General features: G+C 67.7%; 16 protein-coding genes. 6 read left to right on the forward strand and 10 right to left on the reverse strand.

Annotated features, from left to right (window positions below; all coding sequences use genetic code 11):
• Positions 1-5 precede the first annotated feature (5 nt).
• The 4 genes from BCO18175_RS20130 to BCO18175_RS20145 are packed head-to-tail and all read right to left on the reverse strand — an operon-like array spanning position 6 to position 4,920.
• The gene (locus tag BCO18175_RS20130; protein ID WP_011351755.1) at positions 6-881 is read right to left on the reverse strand and encodes an efflux RND transporter periplasmic adaptor subunit; all 876 of its coding nucleotides are present in this window, start codon (positions 879-881) and stop codon (positions 6-8) included.
• A gap of 12 nt (positions 882-893) precedes the next feature.
• Positions 894-1,097 carry a DUF1656 domain-containing protein gene (locus tag BCO18175_RS20135; RefSeq protein WP_011351756.1) on the reverse strand — a complete coding sequence of 68 codons (204 nt, stop codon included), beginning with the start codon at positions 1,095-1,097 and terminating at the stop codon, positions 894-896.
• A complete protein-coding gene (locus BCO18175_RS20140) occupies positions 1,094-3,298 on the reverse strand; it encodes an FUSC family protein (RefSeq protein ID WP_174983427.1) in 2,205 nt (734 codons plus the stop codon). Before BCO18175_RS20140 ends, BCO18175_RS20135 begins: the two co-directional genes overlap by 4 nt.
• Before the next feature lie 14 nt (positions 3,299-3,312).
• The gene (locus BCO18175_RS20145; protein ID WP_174983429.1) at positions 3,313-4,920 is read right to left on the reverse strand and encodes an efflux transporter outer membrane subunit; all 1,608 of its coding nucleotides are present in this window, start codon (positions 4,918-4,920) and stop codon (positions 3,313-3,315) included.
• Positions 4,921-5,077: 157 nt separating this feature from the next.
• Between BCO18175_RS20145 and BCO18175_RS20150 the strand changes: the two genes are divergently transcribed.
• Together BCO18175_RS20150 and BCO18175_RS20155 are read left to right on the forward strand one after the other, a co-directional pair.
• A complete protein-coding gene (locus tag BCO18175_RS20150) occupies positions 5,078-6,019 on the forward strand; it encodes a LysR family transcriptional regulator (RefSeq protein ID WP_174983431.1) in 942 nt (313 codons plus the stop codon).
• 117 nt (positions 6,020-6,136) lie between these two features.
• Positions 6,137-6,289 carry a hypothetical protein gene (locus BCO18175_RS20155; RefSeq protein ID WP_163008969.1) on the forward strand — a complete coding sequence of 51 codons (153 nt, stop codon included), beginning with the start codon at positions 6,137-6,139 and terminating at the stop codon, positions 6,287-6,289.
• A gap of 59 nt (positions 6,290-6,348) precedes the next feature.
• On the opposite strand, the gene BCO18175_RS20160 is transcribed toward BCO18175_RS20155, so the two are convergent.
• From BCO18175_RS20160 to wrbA, 4 genes are read right to left on the reverse strand one after another with little or no spacing between them, the layout of a single operon-like run.
• A complete protein-coding gene (locus BCO18175_RS20160; RefSeq protein WP_174912736.1) occupies positions 6,349-7,179 on the reverse strand; it encodes a metallophosphoesterase in 831 nt (276 codons plus the stop codon).
• Positions 7,180-7,204: 25 nt separating this feature from the next.
• Entirely contained in the window at positions 7,205-8,626 is a 1,422-nt protein-coding gene (locus BCO18175_RS20165) for an FAD-binding oxidoreductase (RefSeq protein WP_027787719.1), read from the reverse strand.
• Between the two features lie 18 nt (positions 8,627-8,644).
• On the reverse strand, positions 8,645-9,037 hold the full coding sequence (locus tag BCO18175_RS20170; RefSeq protein WP_039347320.1) for a DUF2069 domain-containing protein: 393 nt from the start codon (positions 9,035-9,037) through the stop codon (positions 8,645-8,647).
• Complete coding sequence (gene wrbA, locus BCO18175_RS20175) at positions 9,034-9,654, reverse strand: NAD(P)H:quinone oxidoreductase (RefSeq protein ID WP_011351764.1); 621 nt, start codon at positions 9,652-9,654, stop codon at positions 9,034-9,036. The genes BCO18175_RS20170 and wrbA overlap by 4 nt, the downstream gene beginning before the upstream one ends.
• A gap of 145 nt (positions 9,655-9,799) precedes the next feature.
• Here wrbA and BCO18175_RS20180 point away from each other — a divergent pair, with 145 nt between their 5' ends.
• Positions 9,800-11,131 (forward strand): YihY family inner membrane protein, encoded by a 1,332-nt coding sequence (locus BCO18175_RS20180; protein ID WP_174983433.1) that lies wholly within the window; start codon positions 9,800-9,802, stop codon positions 11,129-11,131.
• A 16-nt stretch (positions 11,132-11,147) separates the two neighbouring features.
• Here the strand turns inward: BCO18175_RS20180 and BCO18175_RS20185 are convergent, their stop codons facing one another.
• Positions 11,148-11,465 (reverse strand): Mpo1-like protein, encoded by a 318-nt coding sequence (locus BCO18175_RS20185; protein WP_174912726.1) that lies wholly within the window; start codon positions 11,463-11,465, stop codon positions 11,148-11,150.
• 158 nt (positions 11,466-11,623) lie between these two features.
• Here BCO18175_RS20185 and BCO18175_RS20190 point away from each other — a divergent pair, with 158 nt between their 5' ends.
• The 3 genes from BCO18175_RS20190 (at position 11,624) to aroC (ending at position 15,488) form a co-directional block, all read left to right on the forward strand.
• Positions 11,624-12,079, forward strand: coding sequence for a CBS domain-containing protein (locus tag BCO18175_RS20190; RefSeq protein ID WP_006755543.1), 456 nt, complete (start codon positions 11,624-11,626; stop codon positions 12,077-12,079).
• Between the two features lie 139 nt (positions 12,080-12,218).
• Positions 12,219-14,153: an MFS transporter gene (locus BCO18175_RS20195; protein WP_174983435.1), complete on the forward strand. Its 1,935-nt coding sequence runs from the start codon at positions 12,219-12,221 to the stop codon at positions 14,151-14,153.
• 234 nt (positions 14,154-14,387) lie between these two features.
• Complete coding sequence (gene aroC / locus BCO18175_RS20200) at positions 14,388-15,488, forward strand: chorismate synthase (protein WP_174983437.1); 1,101 nt, start codon at positions 14,388-14,390, stop codon at positions 15,486-15,488.
• Between the two features lie 136 nt (positions 15,489-15,624).
• On the opposite strand, the gene BCO18175_RS20205 is transcribed toward aroC, so the two are convergent.
• On the reverse strand, positions 15,625-15,717 hold a 93-nt coding region (locus BCO18175_RS20205), incomplete at its 5' end, for a 4Fe-4S dicluster domain-containing protein (RefSeq protein ID WP_133246935.1).

Below are 15,717 nucleotides of genomic sequence, written 5' to 3' on the forward strand. Positions count from 1 at the left end.
AGCCATTACGACTTCTTCTGCTTGTCGGGATCGATGATGACCGTGCAGGTCGTGCCCGCCGACAGCACCACGTCGGCCGGCACGTCGTCGATCTTGATGCGTACCGGCACGCGCTGCGCGAGGCGCACCCAGTTGAAGGTCGGGTTCACGTCCGCGACGAGATCGCGGCTTTGCGGGTTGTCGCGATCGTAGATGCCGCGCGAAATGCTTTCGACGTGGCCCTTCATCACGCCGCCGCTCATCAGCCGCATCTCGGCCGGCGCGCCGATCTTCACGCGCGGCAGCTTGGTTTCCTCGAAGTAGCCGTAGACCCAGAACGAGTGGCTGTCGACGATCGCGAGCTTCGCCTGGCCGGCCACCGCGTAGTTGCCCTTGAACGTCTGCAGGTTCGTGATGTAGCCGTCGACCGGCGCGACGACGCGCGTGCGCTCGAGGTTGAGCTTCGCGGCGTCGAGCGCGGCGATCGCCTGCTGGTACTGCGCATCGGCGCTCGATGCGCTGTGCGCGGCGTTCTCGCGGTTTTCCTTCGACACGACGAGCGCATCGAGATCCGCGCGGCGGGCCGCGTCGTCACGGCGCATCTGCAGTTCCGCGCGGCGGGCGGCGACGGCTGCCTGCGCCTGCTCGACTGCGATCTGATAGTGCGACGGATCGATCTGCATGATCAGGTCGCCCTTTTTCACGAGCTGGTTGTCATGCACGGGCAATTCGACGATCGCGCCCGACACGTCCGGCGCGACGTTGACGATCTCGGCGCGCACGCGCCCGTCGCGCGTCCACGGATCGTCCATGTAGTGCACCCACAGCGAGCGCCCGATCAGGATCGCGACGAGAAGAATGACGGCGGTCGCGACGAAGCCGAAGAGTTTTCTGAGAATCATGATGGTTCGGAATCAACGGTAAACGGCAAGACTCAGTCCGCCGCAAATGCAGACAAGAAGGCAGGCCCGGAACAGCGACGGGTGCCAGACGAGACGGTAGAGGCCCGTATAGGCGAGCAGGCGGTCGACGGCCCAGGTCGCGAGCGCGCCGAGGACGAACATCAGCACCACCGTGGGCATGTAGGCATCGAGAATGGCGATTTCACGCGGCATCATGACGAGGCTCCTGGTTGGGGACGCACGGGGCGGTTGCGGTTGAGCGCGGCGAGCGGCGATTCAGGATCGAGCAGGGCCGTGCGCACGAAATGCAGGTGGCTCAGGATGCGCTGCAGCCGGTGGCGCTCCTCGCGCGACAGCTCGAACGCGTCGAGCGTCTGCCGAGTCGCATCGATCGCCGCATTGGTCGCGGCGAGCGTTGCGTCGAAGCGTGCAACGTTCGGCTTCGAGAACAGCGTCGACAGCGCGGTGCGCATCGTCTCGATCGCGCGGCGCCACGGCATTGCCGGCGCATAGCGCGGGTCGGTTGGCAGTGCCGCCAGCTCGTGGCGCAGGTCGATCGTCGCGTTGCCGGTTTCGAGCACGGCGAACATCCAGCGCAGCGCGTCGCGCTGCACGTCCGGCTGATCGGCGGACAGCGCGTGCGCCTGGTACATCAGGTCGCGCGCACCGCTCTCGAACCGCGTGCGCAAGCCGGCGAGCCGCGCGTGGCCGGCCGCGACGGCCTGGTGGCGCAGGTCGGCGAACAGCCGCTTCTTGAGCCACGGCGCGGTCGGCGGGAACAGCACCGCGAATGCGATCGCCGATACGAGCATCGACAGCACGAGCGCAAGCGCGTCGTTCATGAAGCTCATGGGGTCGTAGTGCGTGATGCTGTCGGGGCCGGCGAGGAAGCAGAAGAAGATCAGGTAGCCCATTCCGTAGCCCGCGAGCTTCGGCTTCAGCGTCATGTAGATGCCGATCGCGAGCAGCGGCGCGAGTGCGACGCACAGCAGCGGGAACCCGTCGATATGCGGATAGATGCCGAACATCAGCAGGAAGCCGGTGCAGACGGCGAGCGCCGTACCGATGCCCATCTGCGCGGACATCGCGGTCGGGCGCGGCGTCGACGACGCGAGCGCGCAGGTGGCCGCGGCCGTCAGCGTGAGCGTCACGCCGCTCGGCCACGCGGTCTCGATCCAGAACCAGCCGAGCAGGAGAATCACGGTCGCGGTGCGGATCGCCGCGATCACCATTGCCGTCGCGTTGGTGCGCGGCTCGTAGCGCTCGATCCAGCGCTCGCGTTCGTGCGTCGCGGTCGACAGCGATGCGTAGGTCGCCGCGTACTCGTGCAGGTCGGTGATGAAGCGGTACAACAGCTCGGCGGCCGTATCGAAGTCGAGCAGCGGAAAGTCCGGCTGCGTCTCGAGTACCGCACGTGTCGCGCGGATGCGGCGCGGCAGTGCGTCGCGCCATGCAAGCAATTGCCCGGCAGCGAGCCCCGCGTCGGTCGACGTACGCACGGGCTCGCCGGCGGGCGTCGTCAGCAACGGCGCGATCTCGCGGAAATACGGCTCGATCGCATCGATCGCGGCCTGCGCGCCGACTGCGTGCAGCCGGTTCATCAACTGGTGCAGGGCGTGGAAGCGGCTCGACGCGCTCATGAACTCGCTGTTCAGCCGCGCGAGGCGGCCGCTGCGCATGCGCGTGTCCGGGTCCTCGAACACGGCCATGCTGCGCGCGGCCTCGAAGCCGACCACGTCGGCGACGAAGCGCGTGTGGATGGTCTCGATGTGCGCGCGGTCGAGCTGACCCGACAGCGCCGACGCGACATAGTCGACGAAGCTGCCGAAGCGCTTGCGTACCGTCGTGCGCATCTGCTCGCCCGTGTACTGCGGAAACACGAGCGCACTGACGACGCCGGCCGACACGATCCCGATGATGACTTCCGAGACGCGCGTCATCGCGCTCATGAATGCACCGTCGGGATGCTGCGACGCGGGCAGGCCGATCAGCGCGGTCGTATAGCCGGCGAGCAGGAAGCCGTAGCTGCGGAAGTTACGGTTGCGCGCGGCGCCGGCGGTGCACAGCGCGATCCACAGGGCGACGGCCAGCAGGAACAGCTGCGGCTGCTGCGGGAACAGCCCGACGAACGTGAGCGTCGCGATGAGCCCGAAGATCGTGCCGGCGACCCGGTAGAAGCTTTTCGCGAGCACGGCGCCGCTTTGCGGCTGCATCACGATGAACACGGTGGTCATTGCGGTCTTCGGCGCCGGCAGGTCGAGCCGCATCGACACGCCGGTTGCGATGAACGCGGCGAGCAGCGCCTTGAACAGGTAGAGCCACGCGGCGCCGTCGGTGCGGGCCCAGTCGCCGAACGCGGCGGTCCAGGCCGCGAACGGACCGCCGGCGGGCGTGGAAGCGGGGGAAGAGGCAGACATGGCGTCGCTCCGCGTTATCGTGCGGCCGGCACGCCGGACGCACCGGCGGCGGCGACCTGCGCGGGCCGGGCGACTGCTGCCACGGGCTTCGCGACCGACGCGGCGGCAGGCGCGGCTGCGCCCGCGGAGGATTTGCCGTGCGACGGATCGCCGCCCGACGGATCGCCGCCCGGTATATCCGTACCCGTCTCGACACCACCACCGAGCGCGGCCATCAGCTGCGCGTGCGCGGCGAGGCGTTCCGCATCGATGCGGGCGGCCGTCTCCTGCGCGCGCAGCAACTGCTGCTGCGCGACCAGCACGTTCACGTAGTCGGTCAGCCCGCGGCGGAAGCCTTCGCGCGACAGCTGGTAGCTGCGGTCGTTGGCGGCCACCGAGCGTGCGGCGTCCTTCTTCTGCGTATCGAGCGAGCGGATCCGCACGACCTGGTCGGCGATGTCCTTGAGCGCACCGACGATCGTCTGGTTGTAGCGCTCGACCGCCTGGTCGTAGCCGGCATTCGCCGCGCCGAGCTGCGCGCGCAGCCGGCCGCCTTCGAAGATCGGCAGCGACAGCGCGGGGCCGGCCGTCCAGCCGCCGTTCATCGCGCGCAGGAAGTCGGTGAATGGCGCGGTCACGCCGAAGCCGCCGACCGTCGCGAGCAGGTCGATGTTCGGGTAGAACGACGCCTTCGCGACATCGATGCCGCGCGCCTGCGCGTCGACCGTCCAGCGCGCCGCGACGACGTCGGGGCGGCGGCCGAGCAGGTCGGCCGGCATAGCCGACGGCAGGCCGGCATGCGCGTCGAGCGACAGCTGCGGCCGCTTGATCGCATCGCCGGCGCCCGGACCCTTGCCGGCCAGCGCGGCAAGCTGGTGCCGCGCGAGCTGGATCGCTTCCTCGTAGCTGTCGATCTGGCGCTCATAATCGGGCAGCGTCGATTCCGCCTGGCTCACTTCGAGCTGCGTGCCGAGGCCGGCCTGCAGCCGCTTGCGTGCGAGATCGGCGAGCGAGCGCTGGCGTTCGAACGTTTCGTGCGCGAGATCGAGCAGCGCGTAGTTCATCGACATGCCGACATACGCGCGCACGACGTTGACTTCGAGTTCGAGCTTCGCCGCGCGCGCGTCGGCGGCGGTCGCATGCGCGGTGTCGAGCGCGCGTTCGGTCGCGTTCTTGTCCTTGCCCCACAGGTCGAGGTGGTACGACAGGCCGAGCGTGCCGGTATTGTTCCAGGTATCGGCATTCGCGAGCGGACCCGGGCCGTAGTACACGTTGTCCGGCCAGTGTTCGCGCATCAGCGAGAGGTTGCCGTTGATCTGCGGCAATTCGGCCGAGCGGGCCACGCGTGCCATCGCTTGCGCTTCGCGCACCCGGGCCTCGGCGGCCGCGAGCGTCGGGTTGCCGGCCTGGGCGTTGGCGATCCAGGCGTCGAGTTGCGGATCACGGTAGGCGCGCCACCAGTCGGCTGCTGGCCAGCCCGCGTCACGGTCGGCCGCACGGATCGCGGCGCCGGCGTCGAGCGCGTTCGCCTCGATGCGGGCCGACTGCGGCTTGTTGTCGCCCATGCTCGCGCATCCGGCCATTATTAATGAGACTGCAAGAACCGCCAGTGCGATCGTCCCTTTTTTTGCCGGAGACTGCACGATTTTCTCCCTTTCGGATATAGATGAGTCGGATGCGATTATATTTTTCAGCGATTCCTGAATAAATGGACAAGGGTGAAAGTCATTTTTACGAATCCTGAGACAATACTTGTTCGCGTCTGTGCAACAATCCGTCCGGATTCACACGGGTAATGGGATGGATACGCTACAAAACATGCGGGTATTCGTCCGCGTGGTCGACGCGGGAAGCTTTACCGCGGCCGCCCAGCAGATGAATTCGACCACCGCCTACGCGTCACGCGCGGTCTCGGATCTCGAGGCGCACCTGCGCACGCGCCTCCTGAATCGCACGACGCGCCGGATCGCGCTGACCGAAGCCGGCGAGCGCTATCTGCAGCGCTGCGAGCAGATCCTCGCGTATGTCGACCAGGCTGAAGCCGAGGCGGGCGATGCGCATGCACGCCCGTCGGGCAAGCTGAAGGTTCATTGCTTCACGAGCCTCGGCCAGCACTACCTGGTGCCGGCCATCGCGCGCTATCGCGAGCGCTATCCGGACGTGCACGTCGAGCTGACGCTCGCGCAGCGGATGCCCGACCTGCTCGACGAGGGGTATGACGTTGCGATCGTCGTCGGCCGCGACCTGCCGGATTCGGGGCTCGTATCGCAGCGGCTCGGCGAGAGCTACAGCGTCGTATGCGCATCGCCCGCCTATGTCGAGGCGCACGGCGTGCCGCAGCGGCCGGCCGATCTCGCGCAGCACATCTGTCTCGGGATGGTCGCGCCGGGCTTTCAGTTCGACGAATGGGCGCTGGCGGGGCCGAACGGTGACGAGGTCGTCCCGATCACGGCGCCGCCGTTTCGCGTGAACGTCGCCGAGGCGCTTGCAGTGGCGGTGCGTGAGGGGATGGGGGTCGGCGGGCTGCCGCTCTATTCGGCGATCGGCTGGCTGCGCAGCGGGCACATCGTGCGCGTGATGCCCGAATACCGGTCGCACGTGATGAACATCTACGCGCTGTATCCGTCGCGCCAGTACCTCGACGCGAAAATTCGCACCTGGGTCGATTTCCTGCGCGACGAACTGCCGGCCACGCTCGCAGCCGACGAAGCCGCGCTCGAGCAGTACACGCGTGCGACATGACAGCGCGGTTGACCGCAATCTGACGAGATTTGTCCTTCACGCAACATTTTTTTACGAACGTGTGTCGGACAGTTTGATACTGTGGGAATTAACGAGATACGCAACCCCGGAGCAGCAATGGATACGCACCTGATGATCGGCCTTGGAGTCCTGCTGGGCGCGGCCGCGGCCGCCGCGGCGACCCGCGACCTGCTGCGTGCGATGAAGGCGAAGGCGCAGATGAAGCCGGTTCCGGTGCGCGTGCGCGAGCAACGCCGCCCCGGCCGCTGATCCCGCGGTCGCGCTCTGGGTCGAAAATGGCCGCGCAACGCGGCCGGGCGGGCCGGCGTTCAGCCGAGCTCGACGACCTTGTCCCACGCGAACGCGGTATTTTCCAGTTCGCCGGTGCGCCGGTGGATGTAGCCGCGCGGATTGCACACCACGCGTGTGCCGCCGTCCGCCACATAGTCGAATGACGTATGCGTGTGGCCGTGGAGCCACAGATTGACCGGCGGCTGCACGAGTTCCGCCATGTCCGTAACGAATCCCGCCGACGCAAGATCTTCCGCATAGCGCTCCGCCAGCGAACGCCGGTGCGGCGCGTGGTGGGTAACGACGATCGTTTGGCCCGCGAACGGCGTCGCGAGCTGCGCTTCGAGCCACGCGCGGCTGCGTCGATGCAGCGCGATCGCGTCGGCCGGCGAGAAATCCCGTTCCGGCGTGCCCGGCGCCGCATGCAGTGCCGCGTCATGCGGCCAGGTCACCTGGATCAATCCCTTGAAATCGAGCATTACGCGCAGCCCGGCCTCGATCGAGCTGGCAAGGCTGGCTTCGTCGGCGCCGAACAGCGAAAAATCGGCCCAGAGCGTAGTTCCTAGCACGCGAAAGCGCTGCGCGGGATCGACGTAGACGTCGTTGTTCAGGTAGTGCACGTTGTCGAGCGCCTGTGCCGCATCGCGCATCGCCGTCTCCAGCGCGCCGAATTCCCCGTCGTAGTACTCGTGGTTGCCCGGCACGTAGATCACCGGCACCTCGGGATCGAACGTTTCGGCGGCCCAGCGCAACCCTTCCGCGTGATTGTGGATGTCGCCGGCCAGCACGACGAGATCCGCGTCGGCATGCGGGATCGCGTCGGGCAGGTTGCTTTCGAGATGCAGGTCGGACAGGACGCGGATTTTCACGGGCGTGGCTCCGGAGTGGGCGGCTTCAGCGCAGGACCTTGCCGGGGTTCATCAGGCCGCGCGGGTCGAGCGCGGTCTTCAGCGTGCGCATCAGCGTCGTTTCGACCGGCGACTTGTAGCGTTGCGCGTCGTCGATCTTCAACTGGCCGATGCCGTGCTCCGCGCTGATCGTGCCGTGGTGGCGGTGCACGTTGTCGTAGACGATCCGGTTGATCGGCGCCTGGAACGCGGCCAGGAACGCTTTCGGGTCGCCGCCTTCGGGCATCTGCACGTTGTAGTGGAGATTGCCGTCGCCGAGATGGCCGAACGTGACCATCCGTGCGCCCGGCGCGGCCTGCTGGATCGCCGCGTCGGTCTCGTCGATGAAGCGCGCGATCGACGAAATCGGCACCGCGATGTCGTGCTTGATGTTGAGCCCCTCGTCGGCCTGTGCGAGCGGGATGTGCTCGCGCAGGTCCCAGAACGCGCGCGACTGCGCGAGATTCTCGGCGACCACCGCGTCGACCACGAGCCCGGCCTCGAACGCTTCTTCCATCAGTTTCTCGAAGAGCGCGCGCGCATGCGCTTCGCTTTCGTTGTCGGACAGCTCGAGCAGCACCGTCTGCGCATGCGTCTGCGCGAACGGGTAGCGCAGTTGCGGGTAGTGCTTGCCGACGAGCTGCATGCAGAAGTCCGACATCAGCTCGAAGCCGGTCAGCAGCGGCCCGGCCGCGCGCTGCGCGAGCGCGAGGAAATCGAGCGCCGCGTGCGGCGACTCGAGCGCGGCGAGTGCCGTGACCTGCGCGGCCGGCAGCGGATGCAGCTTCATCACGGCTGCCGTGATGATCCCGAGCGTGCCTTCCGCGCCGATGAACAGGTCGCGCAGGTCGTAGCCCGTGTTGTCCTTGCGCAGTCCGCGCAGGCCGTCCCAGATTTCACCCTGCGGCGTGACGACCTCGAGCCCGAGACACAGCTCGCGCGCGTTGCCGTAGCGCAGCACCGCGGTGCCGCCGGCATTGGTCGACAGGTTGCCGCCGATCGTGCAGCTGCCTTCCGCCGCAAGGCTCAGCGCGAACAGCCGGCCGCCTTCGCGGGCGCGCGCCTGCACGTCGGCGAGGATCACGCCGGCTTCGACGGTGATCGTGTTGTTGTGCGGATCGAGCGCACGCACGCGGTTCAGGCGCGCGACGCTCAGGACGGCCTGGCTGCCGCTCGCGTCGGGCGTGGCGCCGCCGGCCAGGCCCGTGTTGCCGCCCTGAGGCACGAGCGCGATGCCGTGTGCGTTGGCCAGTTTGACGAGCGCGGCGACTTCGGCCGTGTTCGCGGGTTTCAGCACCGCGCACGCGGCACCCTTGTAGCGGCGGCGCCAGTCGGTCAGGAACGGCTCGGTATCGTGCGGGTCGGTCAGCACATGATCGGCGCCGATCGCGTCGCGGCACGCGGAAACGAAAGCTTCGGAAGACATCATTACCTTGTCGCGTAAGGGTCAGGACGCGGCGCGCGACTTTTTCGCCGCGCGCTTGAACGGCGCGACGTACGCCAGCGCCGCCACGAAGAAGGCGACGGCAAGCGCGGTCTCGCACCAGCCGAGCGTCGCGGACAGCCCGCGATCGGACATGCCGCGCACGACGCCTTCGGCGAAATAGACGAGTATCAGCATGCTCGCCCACTGCATCGTATAGATGTTACGCCGCCACACGCCGGGTAGCGCGAGCGCGAGCGGGATGGCCTTGAGCATCAGCGCGGAGCCGCCCGGACGCAGCGGCGCGAGCCACAGCTCCCACGCGAGCGACAGCGCGATCAGCGCGACGAGGCACGCGGTGGCGACCAGCGCGTAGCGCGGCCGGGCCGCGACGGCGGGGCGGGCGGGGGCGTTCATGCGGCCTCGGCGGCCTGGGCGCTGGAGAGGGCGGCCGCCGCGCGTGCAAGCCGCACGCCGAGCGCGGCCGCGAGCGCCTTTTCGTCCGCCGACAGCCCGGCGGCTGCCGAGCGATCGTGCTGCGCGACGTGCGACGCGCCGTACGGCGTGCCGCCGGTGCGGGTCGTGGTGAGCGCGGATTCCGTATACGGGATCCCGACGATCATCATTCCGTGATGGAGCAGCGGCAGCATCATCGACAGCAACGTCGATTCCTGGCCGCCGTGCAGGCTGCCCGTCGACGTGAATACGCTGGCCGGCTTGCCGGTCAGTGCGCCCGACAGCCATTGCGGTGTGGTGCCGTCGAGGAAATACTTGAGCGAGGCGGCCATGTTGCCGAAGCGGGTCGGCGAGCCGAGCGCGAGGCCCGCGCATTCCTCGAGATCGCGGAGTTCCGCGTACGGCGGGCCGTCGGCGGGGATGTCGGGGGCGGTGGCTTCGCAGACGGCCGACACGGGCGGCACGGTGCGGATGCGGGCCTGCATGCCCGGCACGCTGTCGATGCCGTTCGCGATCGCGAGCGCGAGATCGCGCGTGGCGCCGTGGCGGCTGTAATAGAGAACGAGGATGTCTTTCATGGGCGACGGAGCCGCGTGCGGCCGCGCGCGTGCCCGGTGCAGTCGGCCCCTGCTGGAATCGAGCGGCTATTATAGGGGCTGAAGCCGTCGCGCAGCGCGGCGGCGGCGCGCCGTCGGGCGCGCGGTATCAAGAAGGAGAAGCCGTTTGCCGAAGTTGAGCGTCGATCTCGACACCCTCAAGCGCCTGGCGCAGTTCGCGGCCCGGCGCAGCGCCGAGGATCGCATCCCGCAAGTGGCGGGCAGTCTCACGTTCACGACGATGCTGGCGCTCGTGCCGCTCGTGACGGTCGCGTTCGCGCTGTTCACCGCGTTCCCGATGTTCGCGTCGTTCCAGATCTCGCTGCAGGGGTTCCTCGCGGATCACCTGATGCCCGCGCAGTTCAACATCCAGATCTTCAAGTACCTGAACCAGTTCGCGTCGAAGGCGAAGGGGCTGACGACGGCCGGCCTGATCGTGCTCGTCGTCACGTCGGTGATGACGATGATGACGATCGAATCGGCCTTCAACCTGATCTGGCGGGTGCGCAAGCCGCGGCCGTTCGCGCAGCGCGTGCTCGCGTACTGGGCGCTGATCACGCTCGGCCCGCTGCTGTTCGGCGTGAGCCTGTCGATCTCGTCGTACCTGTTCACGCAGTCGCTTGCATTTACCGGCGCAGCACCGTCGACGTCGATCGTCGAGTGGCTGCTCGCGCTGGTGTCGCTGCCGCTGACGGTGCTCGCGTTCACGCTGCTGTACGTGTACCTGCCGAACTGCACGGTCGCATGGCGCGACGCGGTGATCGGCGGGCTGTTCGCGGCCGTCGCGTTCGAGCTCGCGAAGCGCGGCTTCGGCTACTACGTGCGGCGCATTCCGACCTATACGGCGGTCTATGGCGCGTTCGCGGCGCTGCCCGTGTTCCTGTTATGGGTTTACCTGAGCTGGTTCATCGCGCTGCTCGGCGCGATGGTGGCCTCCGCGCTGCCGGCGATCCGCGTCGGCCAGTTCCACCGTATCCACTATCCGGGCAGCGACCTGCTCGACGCGCTGGAAATGCTCGCGCGGCTGGCGGAAGCGCGCACGGCCGGCAAGCGCGGCTACACGGCGATGCGGCTCGCGACCATGCTGCGCTGCGACATGGAAACCGCCCAGCGCCTGCTGACGACGATGGAGGAGCGGGAGTGGATTGCGCGGCTCGACGGCGGCGGCGAGACCACGCCGCGCTACATCCTGCTCGCGAACCCGGAGCAACTGACGCTCGCGCAGCTGTTCGACGTGCTGGTGATCGACCGCACGGAACTGACCTACCAGCTGCAGCGGCGCCGCAGCCATGTCGATGGCGCCGCGCTGCTCGCGGTGCTGTCGAGCGACCGGTTCGGCGTGTCGCTCGCGTCGCTGATCGCCGCGCACCGGGTTGCCGGCGCACAGCAGGCGGGCGCCCCGGGGCAGGCGCCGAGCGGCGTGTCCGACCCGCATGCACGGCCGCCGCGGCCCGCGTGAGCGGGGCGCCCGGCCGTTACAGCGGGATCTTGCCGGTGCAGATGTCCTTGAACATCACCCAGTCGCCCATCAGGCTGTAGATCGGGTGCCGGAACGTGGCCGGGCGATTCTTCTCGAAGAAGAAGTGTCCGACCCACGCGAACCCGTAGCCGCAGACGATCGCTGCCGGCAGCCACAGCCAGTCGCCGGTCGCGATCGCCATCGCGACGCAGCCGATCACGCCGAGGGAGCCGATGAAGTGCAGCCGCCGTGACGTCAGGTTCTGGTGTTCGTTCAGGTAATACGGGTAGAAATCAGCGAAGCTGGCGAATTGCTCCGAATGCGTATGGGCCATGGCCGTCTCCTCGGGCCGCTGTTCATAGGGCCATTGTGCTGCCGGCGGCCCGCTTCGGCAAGCGGGGGGCGGCCCGCCGCGCGGGCCCGAGCTTTCCTTTTGACAGGCTTTCCGATAGGATCGAAAGAGGTTTTGCATTCAAGCATGAGGGGACTACGATGCGCGTCAGCGATATTCTGAAAGTGAAGGGCAACACGCTGTTTACGGTGACGCCCGATAAGCCGCTGCGCGAAGCGGTCGATACGATGGCCGAGCACGACATCGGTTCGCTTGTCGTGATGGAGTACGGCGATCTCGTCGGGATGCTGACGTTCCGCGAGATCATCCTGCGTCTGCACGTGAACGGCGGCGCGATCGGCGACGTGCAGGTGCGCAAGGTGATGGACGAGCCGCTCACGTGCACGCCGGAAACGGACGTCAACGAAGTGCGCCGGATGATGCTCGAGCGCCATGCGCGCTACATGCCGGTGCTCGACAAGAAGGTGCTGATGGGCGTCATTTCGTTCTACGACGTCGCGAAGACGGTCGTCGAGGCGCAGAGCTTCGAGAACCGGATGCTGAAGGCGTACATCCGCGACTGGCCGGAATCGGAAGCCGAAGCGCACAAGTCGTGAACCACGCCGCGCCCGTCGCCGTCATGCGCGGGCGCCGCCACCCGGCGCGCGGCGGCGCAGGTTTGTCCTGCGCCGCCGTTTTTTCAATGACCACACGAGGCCCGCGCAGCGCTGCCCAGACAACGCGCGCGTATTCCGCATGAGCGATCAAACGCAAGCCACTTCCGGGCGGCGTGACGAACGGCACGCGCACGCGTCGCAGTTCGACCTGCTGCGCGAGCGCCGTTTCGCGCCGTTCTTCACGACCCAGTTCCTCGGCGCGCTGAACGACAACGTCTTCAAGATCGGCTTCACGTCGCTCGTCACTTATCACACTGCGCGGTTCTCCGGCGTCGATGCGAAGACGGCGGCCTTCCTGATTTCCGCGATCTTCATCCTGCCGTTCGTGCTGTTCTCGGCGACGTCCGGCCAGATCGCCGACAAGTACGACAAGGCGACCCTCACGCGCTTCGTGAAGACTTTCGAGATCGTGCTGATGCTGGTCGGTGCGGCCGGCTTCGTCACGCACAGCGCGCCGCTGCTGTATCTGTGCACGTTCATGATGGGGATGCACTCGACGCTGTTCGGGCCCGTCAAGTATTCGTACCTGCCGCAGCATCTCGGTGAACATGAGCTGGTTGGCGGCAACGGCCTCGTCGAGATGGGTACGTTCATCGCGATCCTGATCGGCACGATCATCGGCGGCGCGGCGGCGGGCATCGAGGGCAGCGGCGAGCGCGTGCTCGCGGTGAGTGTCGTCGTCATCGCGATCGCGGGGCGGTTCGTCGCGCAGCGCGTGCCATCCACGCCGGCACCGCAACCCGATCTCGTGATCAACTGGAATCCGGTCAGCGAGACCTGGCGCAACCTCGGGCTCGCACGCCAGAACCGCACCGTGTTCCTGAGCCTGCTCGGCATCTCGTGGCTGTGGTTCGTCGGCGCGACGTTCCTCACGTCGTTCTTCAATTTCGCGAAGGACGTGCTGTCCGCGAGCCCCGACGTCGTCACGATCCTGCTCGCGACGTTCTCGGTCGGCATCGGCCTCGGCTCGTTGCTGTGCGAACGGCTGTCGCAGCGGCGCGTCGAGATCGGCCTCGTGCCGCTCGGCTCGATCGGCATCAGCGTGTTCGCGATCGAGCTGTATTTCGCGAGCCACGCGCTGCCGTCGCCCGGCCATCTGCTGTCGGTCGGCGAGTTCCTGGCCGGCGCGCGCCACTGGCGCATCCTGGCCGACCTGTTCCTGCTCGCGATGTTCGGCGGCTTCTACAGCGTGCCGCTGTACGCGCTGATCCAGAGCCGCAGCGCACCCACGCACCGCGCGCGGATCATCGCGGCGAACAACATCCTGAACGCGCTGTTCATGATCCTGTCGGCCCTGATGGCGATGGGGCTGACCAAGGCCGGCGTCGACATCCCGGGGCTGTTCCTCGTCACCGCGCTGCTGAACGTGATCGTCGCCGCGTATATCTACCTGCTCGTGCCCGAGTTCCTGCTGCGCTTCGTCGCGTGGGTACTCGTGCATACCTTCTACCGGATTCGCCTCGTGCACGCGGAGCGGATTCCGGTCGAAGGGGCGGCCGTGCTCGTGTGCAACCACGTCAGCTACGTCGACGCACTCGTGCTGGCCGCCGCGAGCCCGCGCCCGATCCGTTTCGTGATGGACCACCGGATCTTCAAGACGCGCTTCGCGGGCTGGGTGTTCCGGCATGCGAAGGCGATCCCGATCGCGCCGCGTCACGAGGATCCCGCGATGCTCGCGCGCGCGTACGACACCTGCGAGGCCGCGCTGAAGGACGGCGAACTCGTGTGCATCTTCCCCGAGGGCAAGCTGACGAAGACGGGCGACATCAACACGTTCCACCACGGCATCACGGAGATCCTGAACCGCACGCCGGCACCCGTGATTCCGATGGCGCTGCGCGGGCTGTGGGGCAGCTATTTCTCGCGGCATTCCGATGCGCGGATGCCGCGGCCCATCAAGCGCGGCGTGATGAGCCGGTTGACGCTGGCGGTCGGCGAGCCGATCCCGGCGTCGGTCGCGACGCCCGAGGCGCTGCAGGCCGCCGTGACCGAACTGCGCGGCGCGCGGAAGTAGGCGCGCGCCTGGCGGCAGGCATTCGGCTACAACCTGGCCGGAACGGGCTTCTGCCGCGCCAGCCGGGCCGCGCGCGGACGTCCCGTGCGTCCGGGCTGCGTTTCATGCGGCCCGCGTGCCCGGGACGGCTGGCATAATAGCGGCTTACTTCTTTTTCTCGACCGGCAAACGATCGACCTGCCTGCGGCCTGGGCAGCGCATCGGTTTGCCCATTTCTCTTTGGGCGGTTCCATCATGTCCGGCAATACCCTCGGCACGCTTTTCACTGTCACGACCTTCGGCGAATCGCACGGTCCCGCGATCGGCTGCGTGATCGACGGCTGCCCGCCGGGAATGGGGCTGACCGAAGCCGACATCCAGATCGAGCTCGATCGCCGCAAGCCCGGCACGTCGCGCCACGTGACGCAACGGCAGGAGGCCGACGAGGTCGAGATCCTGTCGGGCGTGTTCGAAGGCGTGACGACCGGTACGCCGATCGCGCTGCTGATCCGCAACACCGACCAGCGCAGCAAGGACTACGGCAACATCGTCGAGACGTTCCGTCCCGGTCACGCCGACTACACCTACTGGCAGAAATACGGCATCCGCGACTACCGCGGCGGCGGCCGTTCGTCCGCGCGCCTGACCGCGCCGATCGTCGGCGCGGGTGCGGTCGCGAAGAAGTGGCTGCGCGAGCGCTTCGGCGTCGAGGTGCGCGGCTACATGAGCGGCCTCGGCGAGATCGACGTGCCGTTCGTCGACTGGTCGCACGTGCACGAGAATCCGTTCTTCTCGCCGAATGCGGCGGTCGTGCCGGAGCTCGAGGCGTACATGGATGCGCTGCGCAAGGACGGCGATTCGATCGGCGCGCGCATCGACGTCGTTGCGTTGGGCGTGCCGGTCGGCTGGGGCGAGCCGGTGTTCGACCGCCTCGATGCGGACATCGCGAAGGCGATGATGAGCATCAACGCGGTGAAGGGCGTCGAGATCGGTGCCGGCTTTGAAAGCGTCGCGCAGCGCGGCTCGGTGCATGGCGACGAGCTGACGCCGGGCGGTTTCGTCGGCAACCATGCGGGCGGCGTGCTCGGCGGGATTTCGACGGGGCAGGACATCACCGTGTCGATCGCGATCAAGCCGACGTCGAGCATCCGCACGCCGCGCCGGTCGATCACGAAGGCCGGCGAGGAGGCGACGGTGGAAACGTTCGGCCGTCACGATCCGTGCGTCGGCATTCGTGCGACGCCGATCGCCGAGTCGATGCTCGCGCTGGTGCTGATCGATCATGCGCTGCGCCATCGCGCGCAGTGCGGCGACGTCGAGACGCCGACGCCGAAGATCGCGGGCAGCGCGACCTGACGCAAGCAGGCGGGGCGCAGCGCGTCTCGCCCGGCAGTTGCGCGGAGAATGCAAAACGGGGCGCTGCTTCAGGCAGCGCCCCGTTTCGTTTGCGGCAGCCAAAAAACGCGCCGCTCGTGGCGGCGCGTTCCGGCGATTACATGTTCGGGTAGTTCGGCCCGCCGCCGCCTTCCGGCGTGACCCACACGATGTTCTGCGTCGGGTCCTTGATGTCGCAGGTCTTGCAGTG

This window comes from Burkholderia lata (genome assembly GCF_902499335.1).
Lineage (GTDB): Bacteria > Pseudomonadota > Gammaproteobacteria > Burkholderiales > Burkholderiaceae > Burkholderia > Burkholderia lata_B.